The following is a 21424-nucleotide window of genomic DNA, read 5'->3' as shown; positions in this document are numbered from 1 at the left end:
AGTGTTGGAAAGCAAGGTGGCACAGACCGTTTCCGGGCTGGGTTATGACTTGGTCGAGTTGTCCCGATTGGGGGGTGGGTTGCTGCGCGTGACTATCGATACCGCATGGGAATTCGACGGAGCGCAGACATCCTCCTCGTCCTCCTCTACTTCTACTTCTACTTCATCTTCCACGTCACCTTCCGCTACACCATCGATCCCTAGGTCGATCACGGTAGACGACTGCGAGCGGGTGACAAGGCAGTTGCAGTATTTGTTCGAAGTCGAAAACGTGGACTATCAGCGGCTCGAAGTGTCCTCGCCGGGGATGGATCGGCGTTTGCGCCAGCTTCGGGATTTGTTCCGGTTTGAAGGCAGCGTCGTCGATATCGTGCTCCGTCCTGTAGAGGGTTCCCCACCGGGGGGACGCAGGAAATACCGGGGAGTATTGCATCGCCATCAGAGTCACGAGAGTTTCGAGAGTCGTCAAGAGAGTTGTCAGGAGAGTCGCCATGATGTCGGAGTTTCTGCTCCCGATATTGCTGTCTCTTCCGATACCACTGTTGTTGCGGACATTGCTCCCATGTCAGGAGCCACTGCACACGGGATGAATGCAAACGGGATGCATACACAGACAACGGCTGTTGTGCAGGATGTGCATTCGGAACCGGAAATGTTATGGGAGGTGCAATGGCAAGAAGCCGTCGACCACGGACGTCGACCCCAGGCAAAACCTGGCCGTGCCGGGAGCAGAGTCAGCACCAAGGCGGCGGCCAACGCGCCTGTGCAGCGCGTGGCTTTTGCATGGCGAGAGGTGCTCGAAGCCCGGCTTGCGTCGGTGGCCGACTTCCGGCGGCGCGCTATAGCGCCATCGGATCGGTCCTTTGGATCGGTATAAAGCTGCGTCGTGCATGATGCAGCGTCGTGACAGCGTCGTGAGTGACAGTGTCGTGAATAAGGCAGCGTCGTGATCAAGCGTCGGAACGACGATCAGAATGGTGAGAGTGTGGGAGGGGCCATGAATCGGGAAATGTTGATGTTGATCGACGCCATCTCGCGCGAGAAAAGCGTCGACAGGGAAGTGGTGTTTTGCGCTGTCGAGCAGGCTTTGGCGCAGGCAACCAAAAAATCGTTCCCCGTCGATGCGGACATTCGCGTGTCGATCGTCCGGGATACTGGGGAATACGAAACATATCGGCGTTGGCATGTGGTGCCGGACGAAGCCGGGTTGCAAATGCCGGAGCAGGAAATCCTGCTTTTCGAGGCACGCGAACAAATCCCCGATATCGAAGTGGACGAGTACATCGAAGACCGTGTCGAATCCGTCCCTATCGGGCGGATTGGCGCCATGGCGGCCAAGCAAATCATCTTGCAGAAGATTCGTGATGCAGAGCGGGAGATGCTCCTCAACGACTTTCTTTCCCGGGCCGAGAAGATTTTCGTCGGCACCGTCAAAAGAACGGACAAGGGGGATGTGATTGTCGAATCCGGCAGGGTGGAAGGGCGGATTCGTCGCTGCGAAATGATCCCGAAAGAAAACTTTCGTCTGGGGGATCGTGTTCGTGCCTACATAACAGAAGTCGACCCCACCTTGCGTGGCCCGGCCATTCTGCTTTCGCGCGCAGCCCCGGCGTTCATGATCGAGCTATTCCGCAACGAGGTGCCGGAAATCCAGCAAGGATTGCTCGAAATCAAGTCCTGCGCCCGTGACCCCGGTTCGCGCGCCAAGATCGCCGTCCTTTCTTACGACAAGCGCATTGACCCTATCGGCACCTGCGTTGGGGTACGCGGTTCTCGCGTGGCGGCAGTGACCAACGAACTGGCTGCGGAGCGCGTCGACATCGTTTTGTGGAGCGACAACCCGGCGCAATTCGTCATCAGCGCCCTGGCGCCGGCCATCGTGTCCAGCATCGTCGTCGATGAAGAGCGCCACTGCATGGATGTCGTTGTCGACGAGACCCACTTGGCCGTGGCCATTGGGCGCGGGGGGCAGAACGTTCGCCTTGCGAGCGAGTTGACCGGGTGGAAGATCAACATCCTTGACCTTGCGGAATCCGCGAAGAAGCAGGAAGACGAGGTCAACTCTTTTCGAACGATGTTCATGAAGAAGCTCGACGTCGACGAAGAAATGGCAGACCTGCTGATCGACGAAGGATTTACCAGCCTGGAGCACGTGGCTTACGTGCCACTCGAAGAAATGCTGGAAATCGATGGGCTTGACGAAGACACGGTGCTGGAACTGCGTTCCCGCGCCAAGGATGCGCTGTTGGACATGGAAATTGCCAACCAGGAACGCCAGCACTACGTGGCCCATACCCTCGAAGAGCTGGAAGGAATGACCCCGGCGTTGCAGGCAGCGTTGCACGATCAGGGGATTGATGCCATTGACGATCTTGCCGATCTGGCTGCGGACGAGCTGATGGAAATCACCGGACAATCCCAGGAAGAAGCGGCGCAATTGATTCTTCGGGCGCGGGAGCATTGGTTTTCCCCCGAGGTAGCTAGGCCCTCTGCCGGGGAAATGAGCCATTGAGGGGTGCGCGAGCACTCCCGTGTGGTTGGTGATGGGCTGGTGAATTACTACGGAAAGGGAATGAGATCCAATGTCCAGCATGACGGTCGCCGAGTTGGCCAAAGAACTGCACAAGTCCACTGAGACCTTGTTGGCACAGCTTCGGATGGCGGGGGTGGTCAAGACCCAAGCCACGGACACGCTGTCGGAATCCGACAAGCAGCAGTTGCTGGGGTACTTGCAATCGAGCCACGGCGTGGCTCCTGTCGAGCGCAAGAAAATCACGATGGTGCGGAAATCGACCACGGAGATCCGCCATTCCGACTCTAACGGCAAGGCGCATACGATCCAGGTCGAGGTGCGCAAAAAGCGGACGTTCATCCGTCGCGACGACGTTGCAGAATCTGCTCCCGCTCCTGTTTCTGTAGAACTGCCTAGCGCAGTGCCGGAGTTTTCCACACCTGTGGAACCCATTGCACCTATTGAACTTGCTGCACCTGCCGTTCCTGCGATGGTCCCGGAGCCTGTAGCGTTTTCTGCTCCTGCTCCTGCTCCTGCTCCTGCCCCTGTTGCGCCCCTTTCGTCTATAGCCACAGACACGGAAGAGCAGTCCAGTCGCTCGCAAGAAGTGCAACACCGATCTGATCTCGTCCGTCGGCAGCAGGAAGATTTGGCCCAGCGGCGCCAGGCGCAGGAAGCAGCAAGACAGCGCGTCATCCCGGTTGCTGCGGAAGCGGCGACGAGTGATCCAGCCCTTCGGGAATCTGGCGCTGGCGAGCAACAAGCGTCTGTTTCCTCGCCGTCGGCTGTCGATGCGATGGCTGCTAGTGTGATGGCTGCTGGTGCGATGACTATCGATCCCGTGGCTTCGGAAGCGGTGGATCGTGGAGCCGAAGCCGAAGCTGGCGCCGAAGCCCAGGATGCAGGAGCGCACGCAGCCACCAACGCAACCCCTGGTGCAGTGATGGCAGCGGATGTCGATGCACCATCGGCACTTACGGCCCCCGGTCTGCCGGAAGTGCCCGCAGCCCATGCAGTGGCACAGGCAAAAGAAGCAGCGGCAACCTTGTCTGCTGCGGTTCCTGCACAGGCAACAGCGCCCCAGCCAGCGCCCAAGAGCACCCTGGCCGACCAGATGCATCGCCGCCGCAAGGCGGAGGCGGAAGCCGCAGAAATTCGCAGGATGATGTTGTCCCCGGGGCTGAAAGTCGCGCCCAAAAAGCCCGAGGAACCCAAACCGCCTGTTGCGGCAACCCCTGCGACGGCGCCCAAGCCCGGCATCAAGGGAACGCTGCACAAGCCCCCGGCCAAAGCGGGAGCTAAGCCTGCATCCTCCACCGGAACCTCGACGACGACGCCTGGCAAGGAAGTCAAATCTGCCAAGCTGGCCAGCAGTTGGGCGGCAGACCCCGCTCGCAAAAAAGCGCTACCCACCCGGGGAGATACCGGCATGGGCGCGGGCCGTGCAGCAGCAGGTTGGCGTGGCGGGCCGCGTGGCAAGCGCCATGCCAATGAACGTGAAGTCGAACAGGCTCCTGCGCAGCAGCCCGAATTCCGTGTGCTGACCGTTCACGTTCCCGAAACGATCACTGTGGCGGAACTGGCGCACAAGATGTCGCTGAAGTCTTCGGAACTGATTCGCCAGCTCATGAAGTTGGGGCAGATGGTCACCATCAACCAGTCCCTCGATCAGGACACCGCGATGATCCTCGTCGAGGAAATGGGGCACGAGGCCGTGCAAGCTGCGCTCGACGACCCCGAGGCGTTCACCGATGAAGAAGTCGCACGCCAACATGCAGAAGCCTTGCCCCGCGCCCCCGTCGTTACCGTTATGGGCCACGTAGACCACGGCAAGACTTCGCTGCTCGACTACATCCGCAGAACCAAAGTGGCTTCCGGCGAGGCCGGGGGCATCACCCAGCATATCGGCGCCTACCACGTCGAAACCCCCCGGGGCGTGGTGTCCTTTCTCGACACCCCTGGTCACGAGGCCTTCACCGCCATGCGTGCCCGGGGCGCACGTGCCACAGACATCGTCATCCTTGTCGTCGCCGCCGACGATGGGGTGATGCCGCAGACCCGCGAAGCCATCCAGCATGCCCGTGCCGCCAAGGTGCCGATCGTCGTTGCGCTCAACAAGATCGACAAACCCGGCGCCAACCCCGAGCGCGTCAAAAACGAGCTGGTCACCGAAGGGGTGATCCCCGAAGAATTCGGTGGCGACTCTCCCTTCGTCCCCGTGTCCGCCAAAACAGGGCAGGGCATTGACGAATTGCTGGAGCAAGTCCTGCTGCAAGCCATCGTGCTCGAACTCAAGGCTCCCGTCGATGCCATGGCCAAGGGGCTGGTTATCGAAGCACGCCTGGATCGTGGTCGTGGGCCAGTGGCCACGGCTTTGGTGCAGAGCGGCACCCTCAAAACGGGGGACATCGTCCTTGTTGGCCAGACCTATGGCCGGGTACGGGCGATGCTCGACGAGAACGCCAAGGCCGTCAAAGCTGCGGGGCCGTCGATTCCGGTCGAGATACAGGGGTTGTCAGATGTGCCCCATGCTGGCGACGAATTCATGGTGTTGTCCGACGAGCGCCGTGCCCGCGAGATTGCCACCTATCGTGCTGGCCGCTTCCGCCACACCAAGCTCGCACAGCAGCAGGCGGCCAAGCTCGAAAACATGTTTGCGCAGATGTCTGCCGACGAGGTCAAGGTGTTCTCCGTTGTCGTCAAGGCCGACGTGCAAGGCTCGCAGGAAGCGCTGGTGCAGTCGCTGCAAAAGCTCTCCACCGACGAGGTGCGCGTCCAGGTCGTCTACGCCGGCGTTGGCGGAATCAGCGAATCGGATGTCAACCTGGCGCTGGCTGCCAAGGCTGTCGTGCTGGGCTTCAACGTCCGGGCCGATGCCCCAGCGCGCAAGCTGGCTGAATCCGCAGACATCGACATCCGCTACTACGACATCATTTACGACGCCGTCGACGACCTCAAGCTTGCCATGTCCGGGCTGCTCTCTCCGGATCGCAAGGAAGAAATCATCGGCACGGCGGAGATTCGCCAAATCTTCCGCGTGGCCAAGGTCGGCGCGGTGGCGGGGTGCATGGTCACTTCGGGCATCGTGCGCCGCACTGCGCAGTTGCGTCTGCTACGCGCCAACCTGGTGATTTACACCGGGGAACTGGATTCGCTCAAGCGCTTCAAGGACGATGCGCGGGAGGTGCGAGAAGGCTTCGAGTGCGGGCTAAACATCCGCAACTACAACGATATTCAGGAAGGCGACCAGCTCGAATTCTTCGAGGTTCGCGAAGTTGCCCGGACGCTGTAGTCGCCTTACTCAGTCGCCCTACACAGTTGCCTGCTCAGCCCGCCCATCTGCCCACCTGAATACCCCCGTGCGCCCCAAGCCCGCAGCCCCTCATCGTTCTTCCCGCGTTGCCGACCAGATTCGGCGCGACCTGGCGGAGCTGATTGCGCGCGAGGTCAAAGACCCTCGGGTGCGCTTCGTCACGATCCAGGGCGTGGAGGTCTCTCCCGACTACGCCCACGCCAAGGTGTATTTCAGCCAGCTTGAAGGCGACCCTGTGGCTTGTGCTGCGGGGCTGAACCAAGCTGCGGGCTTTTTGCGCAATGCATTGTTTCGGCGTCTGCACATCCACACCGTTCCCACGCTGCACTTCGTATTCGACGCAACGCCCCGGCACGCCGCAGCCTTGCAAGAGTTGATCGCCGAAGCGATGGCCTTGTCATCCCATGACGACAGCCCTGCTGGCGCAGACTCCCCCAGCGCCAGCTCCTCCCCCAGCGAGGGCACGGACGACGACCCTGCGTCTGCCACCGCGTCTGCGTAGGATGCGCCCGCGTCGGGAAAGGCACCCCGTCCACGGGGTGTTGTTGTTGGACAAGCCTGTCGGGATGAGCAGCAATACCGCGCTGCAAAAGGCACGGTGGTTGCTGGGCGCTGCCAAGGCTGGGCACACGGGAACCCTTGATCCCCTGGCCAGCGGCGTGCTCCCCTTGTGTTTGGGCGCGGCCACCAAATTCGGCCAACGCACGCTCGACGCCGACAAGGCATACCAAGCCGAGCTGCTGCTGGGGCAGACCACGACCACCGGCGATAGGGAAGGCGACGTTCTGCGCACACGCCCGGTGGCGGTGCAGCCCGATGAGGTGGACAGGGTGCGGGCGTCTTTTCTGGGTGCGATCACGCAGATTCCACCGATGTACAGCGCCCTCAAAAAAGAGGGCAAGCCGCTGTACCAGTACGCTCGGGAAGGGGTCGAGGTAGACCGTGCCCCCCGCCAGGTACACATCTATGCGCTGGATCTGACGTTCCAGTCCGGCGAACCGCTCGGGGAAGCAGGGGCAGTAGGGAATTTCCCCACGCTGTCGATGTTCGTGCGCTGTAGCAAAGGCACCTATGTACGTACCTTGGCCGAAGACATTGGCGAGGCCTTGGGGTGTGGGGCGCACTTGCGCTCGCTGCGCCGGGTGCAGGCGGGGGGGTACGACGTGGCGCAGTGCATCACGCTTGATGCCCTCGAAGCCACGCCTGCAGCGGAACGTGGTGCGTGCCTGCTCCCGGTGGATACGCTGCTGACCGGGTTGCCGGTCATCCTGCTTGACGCTGACGAGGCAGACCGCTTCCTCCATGGCCTGCCCCGCTCCGGGCCATGGCCAGACGCAGTACTCGTCGCTGTCTATTCTTTGGCCCGCGTCCTATTGGGTACGGGCAGTGTTGTCGATGGCAGGCTCTTGCCCCAGCGCCTGCTCAATCTTGAAGAACTTGGGCCGTATTCCACTCTATGAACACTGTACGCAACCTTGCCATCATCGCCCACGTAGACCACGGAAAAACCACCCTGGTCGATCAGCTCTTGCGCCAAAGCGGCGCCTTCCGCAGCAATGAAAAAGTGGCGGAGCGCGTCATGGACAACAACGACCTTGAGCGCGAGCGCGGCATCACGATCCTTGCCAAGAACTGCGCCGTGGCATGGAAAGGCACGCACATCAACATCGTCGATACCCCCGGCCACGCGGATTTTGGCGGCGAGGTCGAGCGCGCTCTGTCGATGGTCGATGGGGTCATCCTGCTCATCGATGCCGTCGAAGGCCCCATGCCGCAGACGCGCTTCGTCACCCAAAAAGCCCTGGCGCGTGGGCTGTTGCCCATCGTCGTCGTCAACAAGGTTGACCGCCCCAGCGCCCGTCCGGATTACGTCGTCAACGCGGCCTTTGATTTGTTTGTCAAGCTCGACGCGAGCGAAGAACAACTCAACTTCCCCGTCGTCTATGCATCGGGGCTGCAAGCCTGGGCGTCGCTCACGCAGGGCGAACCGGGGCAACCGTGGGGCGAGAACCTCGACCCGCTGTTCGACACCATCCTTGCGCACGTCCCGCCGAACCAAGGCGACCCCGACGCTCCCTTGCAGCTTCAAATCAGCTCCCTCGACTACTCCACCTACGTCGGGCGTATCGGCATTGGGCGCATCACCCAGGGCACGCTGCGCGCAGGGCAGGATGTGCTGGTCATGGAAGGGGCGGATGGCGCAAGCAGCCGCTCCCGCGTGCAGCAGCTTTTGACCTTCGAGGGGCTGGATCGTGTTCCCGCCGAGTCTGCCGGGCCGGGAGACATCGTCCTCGTCAGTGGAGTCGAGGGGGTCAATATCGGCGTGACGTTGACCGACCCCGCCAACCCGATGCCGTTGCCGATGCTCACGGTCGATGAGCCTACGCTGATCATGAACTTCTGCGTCAATACCTCGCCTTTTGCGGGCAAGGAAGGCAAGTTCGTCACCAGCCGCCAGTTGCGCGACCGGCTGTGGCGAGAGCTGGAATCGAACGTGGCCCTGCGCGTGCGGGAGACTGATGAAGAAGGCATCTTCGAAGTGAGTGGCCGGGGCGAACTGCATCTGACGATCCTGCTCGAAAACCTGCGCCGTGAAGGCTACGAGCTGGCCGTTTCCAAGCCCCGCGTGGTGTACCACTGGGTAGACGGGGACCGGCACGAACCCATCGAACTGCTGACTGTCGATGTCGAAAACGCCCACCAGGGCGGGGTGATGCAGGCATTGGGCCAGCGCAGGGGGGAACTGGTACACATGGAAAGTGAAGGCCATGACCGCACCCGGCTGGACTACCGCATCCCCGCGCGGGGGCTGATCGGTTTTCAAAACGAGTTTTTGAATCTGACCCGGGGAACGGGGCTGATGAGCCACATCTTCGATGGCTACGAGCCGTACAAGGGCGATATCGAATCCCGCAAAAACGGGGTGCTCATCAGCGCGGAAAGCGGGGAAGTGATGACCTATGCGCTAGGCAAGCTCGACGACCGGGGCCGGATGTTCGTCAAGCCGCAAGATGCCGTCTACGAAGGGATGATCGTCGGCGTCCACAACCGCGATAACGACATCGTCGTCAATGCCGTGCGAGCCAAGCAACTGACGAATTTCCGCGTATCCGGCAAGGAAGACGCGATCAAAGTGACCCCGCCGATCCTGCTGACGCTCGAATACGCGGTCGAGTTCATCGAGGACGACGAGCTTGTCGAAATCACGCCAAAGTCGATTCGCCTGCGCAAACGCTACCTTAAGGAGCACGAACGCAAGCGTGCCAGCCGCGTAGGGCAGGGGGAAGGCGCGTAAATGTGGAGCGGCGGAGGATGGGCTGTGGAGGGGATTAAGGGACTGTCTGACTCGGCCCCATCACTTCGCCAAGGCTTGGAGTGCCTTGCGAATCCCGTCGCTGACCGATACCCCTTCTGGTAACGATTGCAAGGCTGTGCTGGCTTCGCGGTCGGAGTAGCCTAGCGAGAGCAGCGCTTGCAGGATGTCCGACTTGGTGGCATCCCCTCCGGGTACGGGCGCAGTGGCGGCATCGCCAAGCCTGCCTTTCAGTTCGAGCAACAGCCGTTGCGCGGTCTTTTTGCCGATTCCCGGCACCTGCATTAAAGGGCCGGTGTCTTGCGTGGTGACGGCGCGCGAAAGATCGTCCGGAGACATGCCGGACAGCACGCACAGCGCCGTTCTCGGCCCGACCCCGGTAATACGCAGCAGTTCCCGGAATGCGCGACGCTCCGCAGTCGTCGCAAAGCCATAGAGGGTGTGCGCATCTTCGCGAACCACCAGGTGCGTGAGCAGGCTCGTCGTCTCCCCACAGGCGGGCAGCACGTAGAACGTGCTCATCGGCACCTGCACTTCGTACCCTACCCCGTGGCAATCGAGCAAGATGTCTGGCGGGTTTTTTTCGGCAAGGATGCCGGTGAGTTTTCCGATCATGGGGTGACTGTGCTAGTCGCGAAACGGCTGCTCGAAGCTCCCCTTGCCCAGCAGGAAAGGGGTTGGGGGTGAGGGGATAGGCTTCTAGGCGCTCAAAGCACGCAGCTTGGGGCGGGAATGGTCGCTATCTCCGACCCTGAATGCCGAGACCATCCGTACCAGCTCGTCGGACTGGTTTTGGAGTTCGACAGCCGTGGCAGCCATTTTTTCGACCAAGGCTGCGTTTTCCTTCGTCACCTGGTCGATGTGGTGTATGGCTCCGCCCACCTGCTCTACACCGTGACTTTGCTCGCCGCTGGCGGCGCTGATCTCGCCCATCAGATCGGTCACTTTGCGGATGCTGTGGACTACCTCGGTCATCGTGGTGCCTGCCCGGTCGACTTGCACCATGCCTTGTTCCACCCTTTCGACGCTGGTATTGATGAGGGCTTTGATTTCCTTGGCCGCCTGCGCAGCGCGGCCTGCCAGCGACCGCACCTCGCTCGCCACCACGGCAAAGCCGCGACCTTGTTCCCCGGCGCGCGCTGCCTCGACGGCGGCATTCAGGGCCAGGATATTGGTTTGGAAGGCAATGGCATCGATCACGCCGATGATGTCGGCAATCTTGCGCGAAGCGGCATTGATGCCTTGCATGGTATTGACCACCTCGGAAACCGCCGTACCGCCTTGGGCGGCGACTTCACTGGCGCCCAGGGCGAGTTGATTGGCTTGGTGAGCGCCATGGGCATTGTGTTGGACGGCTTGCCGTAGTTCTTCCATCGAAACGTCGGTTTGTTCCAGGGAATTGGCTTGGGCTTCGGTTCGGGCACATAAGTCACTGTTGTCCTGCGCTACAGCATGGCTGGCAGTAGCGATGCCGTGGGAGATTTCGCGTACAGACTGAACGACGCCGCTCAACCCTTGTCCGATGTTGTTGATCGCGAGCATCAACTGGCCTACTTCATCCTCGCTTTCGACGCGCAGCGTCGTCTGCAGATCGCCATTGGCGATCGCTTGGGCAGCCAAGATGACCCGCCCCATGGGCGTGAAGATCATTCGACGAATCATCCAATTCAATCCACTGGACAGCAAAAGAATCAATACCAAGCCCACCAAGGCATAACTGTTACGCATGGTGGTGACTGCGCCCGTGTATTCGTCCAAATAGGTACTGCCGACGATCACCCAATTCCAGCTCGGCAAGTAGGCATACGCTGCGATTTTGTCGCGTGCTTGCGATTCCCCCATTTCCTGATTGATCCAGGGATAGCGGATGATGCCGTTCTTCTTTTCCAAAATCTCTTTGATGAATTCTCTCCCATCGGTGTCTTTGGTATCGAGCATATCTTTCCCCTCCAGTGAGGGGTGGAGCACCATCTTGCCATAGCGGTCACCCGATCCAGTATCGAGGACATAGTAGTAACCGTTTTTTCCAATTTTCATTTCGCGCATTGTGGATTTCAGGCTCACGAGGTAATCAGTGAAATCGAGGCCGATAAAACTCAGCCCGATCAATTGGCCTTGCTCGTCGCGAATGGGGTCGTATCGCGTCATGAACTGTTTGCCAAACAGCGTTGCCAGTCCTACGTAGGTTCTGCCTTCGCTCACGATTTTGTAGCCAGGGTGGGCCTGGCCGAGCAAGGTGCCGATGGCGCGGTTTCCTTGTTCGTTTTTGAGCGATGTGGTGATGCGAATGAAATCGTCTCCCGTCTTGGCGAATACAGTGGCCACGGCTCCGGTATTGGAAGTGTATTGATCCACGAGCGCAAATTCGGCATTCAGGGGCTGGCCATTGAGCCGCAGCGTAGGCGCTGGGTGCCCCCCGACATCCATGGTTGTAGGATCGAGTTCGAATGTCCCGGCCAAACTTGACTGCCAAGCTTTGGCTAATAATGCGGTTCGGCTTTGGAGTTCCTTGTCGGCAGAATCGATCAATTCGACCAACAACTTGGTTTTCTCAGTCACATCGGAAATGGAGCGTTCTTCGATCATTCCCATCAAGGAATAAGAAATGCTCCCGATCAGCAAAGACAAAACGATGGCGACGAAAACGAAATTGCTTATTGCGAGTTTTGCGCCAAGCCCCAGGTTTTTCCAAGTCGTTGCAGTGTTTGACATACGTATCTTTCCTGATCGCTCAATGGGGTGGAAAAAGAGGAACGAGAGCCGGTTCGTACGAAGGAAGAAGCAGACACGGCCATGGCCGCACGCATTGCAGTACAACCTGTGACCGGCAAAGGTTGCACGACCGTCTACCCCTCATGGTATCCCGATGTAGCACGGTGTAGCAGGAAATATCCATGACGGTGCATTGCCATTCGAGCCTTTGGCGCGCTGTGAAAGCGCTGTACTGCGTAATGCGTAAGTTGGTGTCATCATGCATCCTGTTTTGCGCGCCAATCCCCGTCAACCGTCTCGCTACACTGAACCATCGACTCCGAACACCGGTACGTACACCGGCATTTCCAGGGATGTTTGCGATGAACCATGCTTCGACCCCCCCTAGTGTGAATGCTGTGGATGCTGTGAAGGCCGTGGATGCGGCGCCCCTGCTGGAGCACTACCACCACGACCCCCACGCTCTCGTGCAAATTTTGCGCGAGTACCAGGCACTACAGGGCTGGCTTCCCCGCTCCGCGTTGGAAGATATTGCCCGGGGCTTGCGACTTACGCTGGCGCATGTGGAAGGGGTTGCAGGGTTTTACCGGTTTCTCCATACCGAGAACGTGGGGGAGTACCGCATCCTGTTCAGTGACAACATTACTGACCGGATGCTCGGCAGCGAAGCCCTGATGGCCGACCTATGCCAGCGGCTTCATGTGGTGCCCGGCAAGATGCGTGCCGACGGACGGGTAAGCGTGGACACCACCTCCTGCACCGGGCTATGCGATCAAGGGCCTGCCCTGCTGATCAACCACCAGCATGTGGTGACGCAACTCTCGCCGACGCGGGTCGAGCACCTTGCTGCGTTGATCGAGCAGCGCGTTCCGCCACAGCAGTGGCCGACGCAGTGGTCTGCAGTGGACGAGTCGATTCGCCTTGCCGATGTCAAGCTCGGCGAGCAACCCGTCCCCGGCCAGGCGCTGGCTGTCGTGCGGGCACGCGGGCCATTGGCGATGCTTGAAGAAATCAAGCGTTCCAAATTGCGTGGGCGGGGCGGGGCAGGGTATGCCACCGGAACCAAATGGCAGCTTTGTCGCAACGCCGTGGGGCAGGCGCACTATGTGGTGTGCAATGCCGACGAAGGCGAGCCGGGGACCTTCAAAGACCGGGTGCTGCTGAGCCGTTGCGCCGACGCCGTCATCGAAGGAATGACCATCGCCGCCATGATCGTCGGCGCCAAACAAGGGCTGATCTACTTGCGCGGCGAGTACCGCTTCTTGCTCGATCACCTGGAATCCGTCTTGCGCAGCCGCCGCGAAAAAGGCCTGCTGGGGCCGGAGTTCGACATCGTCATCCACCTCGGCGCTGGCGCCTACGTCTGCGGCGAAGAATCCGCGCTGATCGAGTCGCTCGAAGGCCAACGCGGTGTTCCGCGCATTCGCCCGCCTTTCCCGGTCGAATGTGGGTACTTGGGCCAGCCTACGACGGTCAACAACGTCGAAACTTTTTGTGCAGTCACGCACATTGCCTTGCATGGCGCGGCGTGGTGGAGCAGCATCGGCACTGCGCAATCGACCGGAACCAAGATCCATTCCGTCAGCGGTGACTGCGAGCGCCCGGGGATGTACGAATACCCCTTCGGCACACGCATCGGCCGCATCCTGGAAGACTGCGGAGCGAGAGATACCCAGGCCGTGCAGGTCGGTGGGCCTTCGGGGGTTTGTCTGTCGGCGTCGGAGTTCGGGCGGCGCATCGGCTTTGAGGACGTTCCTACCGCCGGGGCGTTCATGGTGTTCGACCGCTCGCGCGACATGTTCGAGGTAGCGCGCAACTTTGCGCACTTCTTTGCGCACGAAAGCTGTGGCTTCTGCACCCCATGCCGCGTGGGCAACGAGCTGGTCGTGCGCAGGCTCGACAAACTGTCCCGTGGCCATGGATCGACGCGAGACATCGATGAGCTGCGCGAGCTGGACAAGCTGATGCATGGCGCCACCCATTGCGGCCTGGGTGCTGCGGCGTGCAACCCCTTGCGGGACACGATTGCCAAATTCCGCCCGGCGTACGAAAAGCACCTGCATTCCCTGCACTTCGTCCCCGGTTTCGACTTGGACGCAGAGCTATCCCAAGCCCGCCTGGTCACCGCACGTGACGACGATGGTGCCCACCTGGAGACGATGCTATGACCAGCCACCGTATCGACGCATTAAGCCCGGGCGTGTTTTCGCTCGATGGCAGAGACATTGAATTTGGCCCTGGCGACACGATCATGCAGGCCGTCACCCGCGCTGGCGGGTACATCCCGCATCTGTGCTGGATGGAAGGCTTCCACCCCCATGGCTCGTGCCGTCTCTGCACCGTCAAGGTCAATGGGCGCATGGGTGCGGCGTGTACCGTGCTCGCCAGCACCGGGCAGATCGTCGAAAGCGATACCGAGGAATTGCGCACCCTGCGCCGTACCTTGCTACAAATGCTCTTTGTAGAAGGCAACCATTTCTGCCCCTCCTGCGAAAAGAGCGGCAACTGCCGTTTGCAGGCCACAGCCTATGAGGCCGGAATGACCGGCCCGCATTTCGAGGAGTTCTACCCCCAGCGCAAGGTCGATGCCAGCCACCCTGACCTGCTGCTTGACCTCAACCGCTGCATCCTGTGCGAGTTGTGCGTGCGCGCCAGCCATGACCTTGATGGAAAGGATGTTTTTGCCGTCAGCGGGCATGGCATCGACGCGCACCTAGTCGTCAACAGCCCCAGTGGGTTGTTGGGAGACAGTGCCCTCCTTGCCACGGATCATGCTGCGAAGGTTTGCCCCGTCGGGGCGCTGCTGCCCAAGCGGCAAGGCTTTGCCGTTCCGATTGGCAAGCGAAAGTTTGACCTGAAGCCCATTTCCGCGTCTTCCCCATTCGACGAGGCACCGCAATGAACCGCAAGTCCCCCCCACTACACGCGCCGCGCAAGCGTAGGTTGGCTACGGTATCGCTGGCCGGCTGCTTTGGATGCCACATGTCCTTTTTGGATATCGACGAGCGCCTGCTTGATCTGCTGGAATACATCGAATTCGACCGCACCCCACTCACCGACATCAAAACGATTGGGCGCTGTGACCTGGGCATCATCGAAGGCGGCCTGTGCAATGCCGAAAACGTGCAAGTGCTGCGCGAGTTCCGGGCGCATTGCAAGACCCTGGTGGCTGTAGGTGCTTGCGCAGTCAACGGGGGGCTGCCCGCGCAGCGCAACCAGCATGACGTAGGGCTGCTGCTGCGGGACGTCTACTGCACACAAACTGGTGTGTCCAAGGGGAGCCGCGTTCCCAGTGACCCGGAATTGCCCTTGCCGCTCAACCGGGTGCATCCGGTGCATGAGGTGGTACAGGTCGATCACTTTCTGCCTGGGTGCCCGCCCAGTGCAGACGCTTTTTGGGCATTTCTGAACGATTGGCTGGCTGGGCGTACCCCGCAATTGCCCACTGCGCTGATTCGCTACGACTAGCCCCGATACAGCACCGAATCTGCGAAATACGGCGCCAAGATCGAATATTGACCGACAACGAGGACTTCCCCATGGTTTTTGCACTGGAAACAGCCCCCAGCCCCGCAGGATTGCGGCGGGTCGCCATTGAGCCTGTCTCCCGCGTCGAGGGGCACGGCAAGGTCACGTTGCTGCTTGACGAGCGCAACCACGTTGTGCAGGCACGGCTGCATATCGTCGAGTTCCGTGGCTTCGAGAAATTCATCGAAGGCAGGCCGTATTGGGAAGTGCCGGTAATGGTGCAGCGCCTGTGCGGCATCTGCCCCGTTTCGCACCATCTGGCTGCGGCCAAAGCCTTCGACCGCGTGGTGGGCGCGGCCCCCATCACCGCCAGCGCCACGGCAGTGCGGCGGCTGATGCACTACGGGCAAATGTTGCAATCGCACGCGCTGCATTTTTTTCATCTCTCGTCGCCCGACCTGCTCTTCGGCTTTGATGCCGACGTGGCCAAGCGCAACGTGGTCGGCGTAGTGCAGGAGCACCCGGACATCGCCAAAAAAGGGGTAATGCTGCGCAAGTTTGGCCAGGAAGTCATCCGCATGACTGCGGGCAAGCGGATTCACGGAACGGGTGCGATTCCCGGCGGGGTCAACAAGTTGCTGACCGCCGAAGACCGGGATACCCTGCTGCGCGACGTGGGGCAGATGTTGCAGTGGGCGCAGGATGCGGTGGACATCGCCAAGCAGCTTCACGCGATGAACCCCTCGCTGTACCGGCACTTTGCGCATTTCCGCTCGAACTGGATGTCGATCGTCCGCAGCGATGGGGCGATGGACTTGTACGACGGCTTGCTGCGCGTGCGTGACGACAACGGCAAGATCCTCTACGACGGCGTCGAAGACCAGCGATACCTCGACCTGATCGAAGAAGGCGTGCGATCCTGGAGCTATATGAAGTTTCCGCACCTGTGCAGCCTGGGGCCGGAAAAGGGCTGGTACCGCGTAGGCCCGCTGGCTCGGGTGCAAAACTGCGACTTCATCCCCACCGAGCGCGCTGAAGCCGAACGCAAAGCCTTCGTTGCCTGGGGGCAGGGGGAGGTGATCCATTCTTCGCTGGCGTACCACTGGGCACGGATGATCGAAATGCTCCATTGCGTCGAAGTCATCCGCGACCTGCTGCAAGACCCCGCCCTACTCTCCGGCGACAAAGTGGTGACCGGAACGCGCCATCGCAGCGGGGTAGGGGTACTCGAAGCCCCGCGTGGAACGCTGATCCATGACTATGACGTGGGCGACGACGACCTGGTGACGCGCTGCAACCTGATCGTCTCGACCACGCACAACAACCAGGCGATGAACGAGGCCGTGCGTTGCGTTGCGCGTGACCACCTCGACGGGCACGAAATTACCGAAGGGCTGCTCAACCATATCGAGGTAGCAATTCGCGCCTACGACCCCTGCCTCTCATGCGCAACGCACGCGCTGGGCAAGATGCCGCTCGAAGTCACCCTTGTCGGCGCGGATGGCACGGTGCTGGATCGGGCGTATACAGCGGCGGCCTGTGCCGATACGCTGACGGCGTAAGGGTGGGGGGCGGATAGTCGATGGATAGTCGATAAATCGTCGATATAAGCTGCTAGCAATGCGCATAGCGCCGTTACTGGTATTGGCTTGGGGCAATCCCGCCCGGGGCGACGATGCGCTAGGCCCCAGTTTTTTGGAAGCACTGCACAACGTTTTGCCGCAGCGAGAACAGGTCGAGCTGCTCGAAGACTTTCAATTGATGCCCGAACACGCGCTTGATCTCCTTGGCAGGGAGCGGGTGTTGTTCGTCGATGCCAGCGCCACCGCAGCCGCCCCCTTCACCACACGCCCCCTGCACGCCGCGCAGGATGCCAGCCACACCACCCACGCTTTGTCGCCAGAGGCGGTGCTCCAGGTCTATCTGACCCTGCAAGGCCACCCCGCGCCGCCGAGTACGCTGCTGGCCATCCGGGGCGAACAGTTCGAGCTGGGGCAAAGCCTAAGCCCCAGCGCCCAGGCCCATCTGCAAGCCGCCGTGCAATGGGCGGTGGAGCAGTGGGCAGTGGAGCAATGTGCTATAGAGCAATAGAGCAGTAGGTAGGCAATCCCTAGCCATTCCCCTATGCGATTCTTATCCCCCACATTGCTCTGCACATTCCACCAAACCCTGCGCATCGCAGCTTGCATGGTGGCATGGCATGTCCACGCTGCGCCCACCTCCCCGCTGGCCCCCGGTGATTTGCTGGTGGAATTGCGGCCCCATGCGATGGCGGCAGGCTATGTCGTATCGACCGAATCAGCGGGAACGTTGATGGAGGACGGGGCCGTGGCGCTGCGGGTGCGCAATGGGGAGACAGCGACCTTCGAACGACGCACGCTGCACCCTGCGTCACGGGTGGATGCCGTGCAGGGCGGGGATCGCGCGCCGGGGGTGCGCAGCACGCTGCATTGGCTACCCGCAGGCCAGAAGATCGTGGTGCAGCCCCGTTGGCCTGGCGGAGCACAGCCCGCGACGGTGGAAGTGGAAGTGCGCTCGGATACCCTGGCTGCGGGAACGGGCGTGTTGCCGGAGCCTACGCAACACAGCGTGCAAACCACCGTGACCGTTCCGCTGCACAAGTGGGTAGCCATTGCCTTGCCACAGCGTTCCCCCGCCGGGAGCTATTCGAGCGAAGAAGCCGCACAACCGATTGGGCTGCAATTGCGTGTTTCGCAACCGTGATTCGGACAAAGTGCGTATCGAGCAGGCAACCGCAGCGGATATCACCGCGTTGAGCGATTTGCTTTCGGTGTTGTTCTCGCAAGAGGAAGAATTCACGCCCAATGCACAGGCTCAGCATTTGGGGCTGGCTCGAATCATTGGCAACCCCGATATCGGGGTTGTGTTGGTTGCAAGGCAGGGTAATCACATCGTTGGAATGACCAATCTCTTATTCACCATATCTACTGCACTCGGCGACAAGGTTGCGTTGCTAGAAGATATGGTTGTGTTGCCTGCTTGTCGTGGAACGGGGATTGGCACGATGCTTCTTTCTGCGGCCATTTCTTTCGCACGAATGCAAGGCTGTCAGCGCATCACATTGCTGACGGATCGATGCAATGCAGCGGCTCAGTGGTTCTATGCGAAGCAGGGCTTTGTCGTGTCCAGCATGGTTCCCATGCGCCTATCGTTGGCATGAACCCCCAGAGTTCCATCGCATCAGCGCGGCGCATCCATTCCCGTTGCAGGAGCGACGGCAGGAGTGAATCTCCCGTGGCCCATGGCCAGCATCAGCCCCACGAACAGCGTGCATCCGAGCCAGTGGTTGGCGCGGAAGGATCGGAAGCATTCTTCCCGTCTGCGGGTGCGTAGCAAGCGGTAGTGCCAAGCCACTTGGCTTACCGTCCTGAAGGGCGGGGGTCCCAAACCGGAGTTTGTTTTTCGATGAGCCAGAAAATCAGTCAGCAGCCGCTGGCGAACCGTTTTGAGCATTTGGTCCACGTGATTCGTGGCGAACGCTTCTTGCCAATGTGGGGACTTGGAAAAGTATGCCCGTTATGGGTATAGTTTGGAGACCAAGATGAGGCGCATCCTCAAGCGAAAGGATTTTGCGCGGTGGCAGGTGGGCGAAAAGCTGTCCGATGCCGCCTTGTGCAAAGCGGTGCTGGAGATGGACAACGGTCTGGTTGACGCGGACTTGGGTGGCTTTCTCTACAAGAAGCGGGTTGCCCGCCCCGGCTGCGGCAAGAGCGGCGGCTACCGCACGCTGCTGGCGGCCCGGATCGGCAGCCGCTATGTGTTCCTGCATGGGTTCCCCAAAAGTGACAAGGCGAACATCACGCAGGACGAGAAGAAGGCGCTGCAATTCGCAGGCAAGGTGTTCTTGGAACTGTCCGCCGAGGCTTTGTCGAAGGCGTTGCAGTCGGGCGTGTTATGGGAGGTGCATTGTGAGCAAGATCATTGAATCCCTGCGTGGCGATCTGGCTGCGCTCCACGAAGCGGGAGCGATCAGCAAGGTGACGATGCGCCAGTTCGACGCGATCTGCCCGCCGCCGGTGCGGGAATTCAGCGCTGCCGACATCAAACGCCTGCGTGAAGCCTTGCAATTCAGCCAGCCGGTGTTCGCTCTGCATTTGCATACATCGGCCTCGACCGTGCGCAAATGGGAGCAAGGCGACACCCGTCCCACGGGACCGGCCCTCAGGCTGCTCAACGTCATCGCTGATAAAGGCCTGCAAGCCATCATCTGATTAGGACGCACTGGACATCCTGATGTTGGTATCGCTGATGTACCGCAAGCTGGATGGCATCACGCCACATGGATGGGCGACTTGTGCAGGCATTCACTAACGCCCCGCCGTTGCGCTTTGCGTTAGCCCTTTTGCATTTCTGGATGCGCTTTTAGCCATTCGCGCAGAGCGTTGTTGATGCGTGTTTGCCAACCTGCACCGCTACCTTTACACGCGCCGATCACAGGAACAGCTCCCTCTCTGGGGGTGAACACCAGCATGCACAGATGCTCACCAATAAAACCGAGGGCCTGGAAGCGTCTTTCCTTGTAGTCTTGGCGTAGATCTTCAACGATCAGCGCTCCACGAGTGAATCCCCCGTTGCCCATGGCCAGCATTAGCCCCACGAACAGCGTGCATCCCAGCCAGTGGTTGGCGCGGAAGGATCGGAAGCATTCTTCCCGTCTGCGGGCGCGTAGCAAGCGGTAGTGCCAAGCCACTTGCGCACCGGCGGCTATCACGGCCACCCAGCCCCACGCGGAGCGCACTTGCAGGGCAAAGAGCAGCGCCCAGCTTGCCAAGTACAGGGCGTAGCAGCCCATCACTGTGGCGACATCCCACCTACCCAAGGTGATGGCTGAGGTGCGGATGCCGATCCGCAGGTCATCGTCGCGATCGACCATCGCATAGGCGGTGTCATAGGCCAGCACCCAGCATAGGTTGCCTATCGCCAAAATCCACGCGGATGCGTCGAGTTCTTGGCCCACCGCTGCGTAGGCCAGAAAGATGCCCATTCCGAACGCCACGCCCAGCACTGCCTGGGGCATCGACACATAACGCTTGGAATACGGGTAGAGCAGCGTTACCGCCAGGGCCGCGCAAGCCCAGAGCACTGTGTGCAGATTCGTGGTGCAGACTAAGGCAAAGGCGATGAGCGCCAGCACGGCCCCCACAGCCAGGGCTTCCCGTACGCTCACATGCCCTGTCGTAACAGGGCGGCGCGCAGTGCGTTGCACGTGCCGGTCGAATTCCCGGTCTGCCACATCGTTGACGCAGCACCCCGCACTGCGCATCAGGATCGTGCCGAGCACGAACACGGCCAGCAAATGCCAGCCGGGAAAACCACCCGCAGCCAACCACAACGCCGATAGCGTGGGCCATAGCAGCAGCAACCAGCCCGCAGGGCGATCCCAGCGGAGGAGGTCGAGGTAGAGCATGGCGCGTTGCGACCAATCGGGGGGCAAGGCGGGGTAGGGCATGGATCACCCCCCCATTGCCAACAACTGCCCCACGGCCAACCGGCTCCAGCCTTCGAACCGCAAGTCCTGGGCGATCTCCTCCATCGCATGAAAACCGAGCGCGGCGAGTTTTTCCCCATGGCTGGGGGTGGGTTCCATCGCTGCGCACCATGTTGCGCGGTACAGCACGCCGAGGTGTACCCGGCCGACCGGGGTGGAGTCTTCGTAGATCCAGCCGTAGGGATGGAGGTCGCAGATGTCATGGGGCGCCGCGCCCAGTTCTTCGGCCAGTTCGCGCAACAGGGCGTTGTGCAAGGTCTGGCGCACATCCAGCGGGGTGGCGGCATTCCCTGCGTCTTCCCGGTCCACGTGCCCACCCACCCCACAACTGCGCAGGGTATCGAGCCGGGCGTCTCCCCCGCGTCGCTGGTAGCACCAGGCGCGGTGTTGCCCATCAAGCAACACCAGGTAGACGATGGGTTGCAGGATTCGTTCGTCATGCTCGACTTCGCTGCGTTCCCGCCAGACCGGAGGGGCCAGCCAATCCCAGACTTCGGGGGGCAGGGGCGCAGCGCCGTGGGGCAGTGTGGGGATTCGCGTTTTGTCGATGGTGTAGATGCTGGGCATGGTGTGCAGGGGAAGCAAAAGATAGAGATG

General features: G+C 60.8%; 18 protein-coding genes and 2 pseudogenes. 15 read left to right on the top strand and 5 right to left on the bottom strand.

Translation table 11 applies throughout. The features are described 5' to 3' along the window. Positions 1–16: 16 nt before the first annotated feature. From CENROD_RS13015 to typA, 6 genes and pseudogenes are all read left to right on the top strand, one after another. Positions 17–877, top strand: a complete 861-nt coding sequence (locus tag CENROD_RS13015) for an LSm family protein (protein WP_187292333.1) — start codon at positions 17–19, stop codon at positions 875–877. A gap of 120 nt (positions 878–997) precedes the next feature. Beyond that, positions 998–2512, top strand: a complete 1515-nt coding sequence (nusA, locus tag CENROD_RS04395) for a transcription termination factor NusA (RefSeq protein WP_022771903.1) — start codon at positions 998–1000, stop codon at positions 2510–2512. Positions 2513–2582: 70 nt separating this feature from the next. After that, entirely contained in the window at positions 2583–5804 is a 3222-nt protein-coding gene (gene infB, locus CENROD_RS04390; RefSeq protein ID WP_022771902.1) for a translation initiation factor IF-2, read from the top strand. 67 nt (positions 5805–5871) lie between these two features. Further along, positions 5872–6219, top strand: a pseudogene (gene rbfA, locus CENROD_RS04385) (30S ribosome-binding factor RbfA); the annotation flags it as partial. A 100-nt stretch (positions 6220–6319) separates the two neighbouring features. Next, positions 6320–7285: a tRNA pseudouridine(55) synthase TruB gene (gene truB / locus CENROD_RS04380; protein WP_420795898.1), complete on the top strand. Its 966-nt coding sequence runs from the start codon at positions 6320–6322 to the stop codon at positions 7283–7285. After that, positions 7282–9120, top strand: coding sequence for a translational GTPase TypA (gene typA / locus CENROD_RS04375; protein WP_022771899.1), 1839 nt, complete (start codon positions 7282–7284; stop codon positions 9118–9120). Before truB ends, typA begins: the two co-directional genes overlap by 4 nt. Before the next feature lie 60 nt (positions 9121–9180). On the opposite strand, the gene ruvA is transcribed toward typA, so the two are convergent. Both ruvA and CENROD_RS04365 read right to left on the bottom strand, forming a co-directional pair. Continuing rightward, a complete protein-coding gene (ruvA, locus tag CENROD_RS04370; protein WP_022771898.1) occupies positions 9181–9753 on the bottom strand; it encodes a Holliday junction branch migration protein RuvA in 573 nt (190 codons plus the stop codon). 84 nt (positions 9754–9837) lie between these two features. Beyond that, complete coding sequence (locus CENROD_RS04365; protein ID WP_022771897.1) at positions 9838–11850, bottom strand: methyl-accepting chemotaxis protein; 2013 nt, start codon at positions 11848–11850, stop codon at positions 9838–9840. Between the two features lie 362 nt (positions 11851–12212). Between CENROD_RS04365 and CENROD_RS04360 the strand changes: the two genes are divergently transcribed. The 7 genes from CENROD_RS04360 to CENROD_RS04330 all read left to right on the top strand — a co-directional run bounded on the left by CENROD_RS04360 (position 12213) and on the right by CENROD_RS04330 (position 18499). Continuing rightward, positions 12213–14018 carry an NAD(P)H-dependent oxidoreductase subunit E gene (locus CENROD_RS04360; protein WP_022771896.1) on the top strand — a complete coding sequence of 602 codons (1806 nt, stop codon included), beginning with the start codon at positions 12213–12215 and terminating at the stop codon, positions 14016–14018. Beyond that, positions 14015–14752 (top strand): 2Fe-2S iron-sulfur cluster-binding protein, encoded by a 738-nt coding sequence (locus CENROD_RS04355; RefSeq protein ID WP_022771895.1) that lies wholly within the window; start codon positions 14015–14017, stop codon positions 14750–14752. Before CENROD_RS04360 ends, CENROD_RS04355 begins: the two co-directional genes overlap by 4 nt. After that, on the top strand, positions 14749–15318 hold the full coding sequence (locus CENROD_RS04350) for an NADH-quinone oxidoreductase subunit B family protein (RefSeq protein ID WP_022771894.1): 570 nt from the start codon (positions 14749–14751) through the stop codon (positions 15316–15318). The genes CENROD_RS04355 and CENROD_RS04350 overlap by 4 nt, the downstream gene beginning before the upstream one ends. 71 nt (positions 15319–15389) lie before the next feature. Further along, positions 15390–16880, top strand: coding sequence for a Ni/Fe hydrogenase subunit alpha (locus CENROD_RS04345; RefSeq protein WP_022771893.1), 1491 nt, complete (start codon positions 15390–15392; stop codon positions 16878–16880). A gap of 58 nt (positions 16881–16938) precedes the next feature. Then, a complete protein-coding gene (locus CENROD_RS04340) occupies positions 16939–17409 on the top strand; it encodes a hydrogenase maturation protease (protein WP_022771892.1) in 471 nt (156 codons plus the stop codon). 33 nt (positions 17410–17442) lie between these two features. Next, positions 17443–18042 (top strand): hypothetical protein, encoded by a 600-nt coding sequence (locus CENROD_RS04335; RefSeq protein WP_022771891.1) that lies wholly within the window; start codon positions 17443–17445, stop codon positions 18040–18042. Beyond that, the gene (locus tag CENROD_RS04330; RefSeq protein ID WP_202961175.1) at positions 18026–18499 is read left to right on the top strand and encodes a GNAT family N-acetyltransferase; all 474 of its coding nucleotides are present in this window, start codon (positions 18026–18028) and stop codon (positions 18497–18499) included. Before CENROD_RS04335 ends, CENROD_RS04330 begins: the two co-directional genes overlap by 17 nt. A gap of 20 nt (positions 18500–18519) precedes the next feature. On the opposite strand, the gene CENROD_RS13855 is transcribed toward CENROD_RS04330, so the two are convergent. Next, complete coding sequence (locus CENROD_RS13855) at positions 18520–18693, bottom strand: hypothetical protein (RefSeq protein ID WP_187292332.1); 174 nt, start codon at positions 18691–18693, stop codon at positions 18520–18522. Positions 18694–18880: 187 nt separating this feature from the next. Here CENROD_RS13855 and CENROD_RS04320 point away from each other — a divergent pair, with 187 nt between their 5' ends. Both CENROD_RS04320 and CENROD_RS04315 read left to right on the top strand, forming a co-directional pair. Further along, positions 18881–19264, top strand: a complete 384-nt coding sequence (locus CENROD_RS04320) for a type II toxin-antitoxin system RelE/ParE family toxin (RefSeq protein WP_022771888.1) — start codon at positions 18881–18883, stop codon at positions 19262–19264. After that, a complete protein-coding gene (locus CENROD_RS04315) occupies positions 19248–19550 on the top strand; it encodes a helix-turn-helix domain-containing protein (RefSeq protein ID WP_022771887.1) in 303 nt (100 codons plus the stop codon). The genes CENROD_RS04320 and CENROD_RS04315 overlap by 17 nt, the downstream gene beginning before the upstream one ends. A gap of 374 nt (positions 19551–19924) precedes the next feature. On the opposite strand, the pseudogene ubiA reads toward CENROD_RS04315, so the two are convergent. Both ubiA and CENROD_RS04305 read right to left on the bottom strand, forming a co-directional pair. Then, a pseudogene (ubiA, locus tag CENROD_RS04310) lies at positions 19925–20788 on the bottom strand (4-hydroxybenzoate octaprenyltransferase); the annotation flags it as partial. Between the two features lie 3 nt (positions 20789–20791). Continuing rightward, complete coding sequence (locus CENROD_RS04305; RefSeq protein ID WP_022771885.1) at positions 20792–21394, bottom strand: NUDIX domain-containing protein; 603 nt, start codon at positions 21392–21394, stop codon at positions 20792–20794. Positions 21395–21424 lie beyond the last annotated feature (30 nt).

This window comes from Candidatus Symbiobacter mobilis CR, from assembly GCF_000477435.1.
GTDB classification, from domain to species: Bacteria; Pseudomonadota; Gammaproteobacteria; order Burkholderiales; family Burkholderiaceae_C; genus Rhodoferax; species Rhodoferax mobilis.
This window is presented reverse-complemented; position numbering and strand designations above follow the sequence as displayed.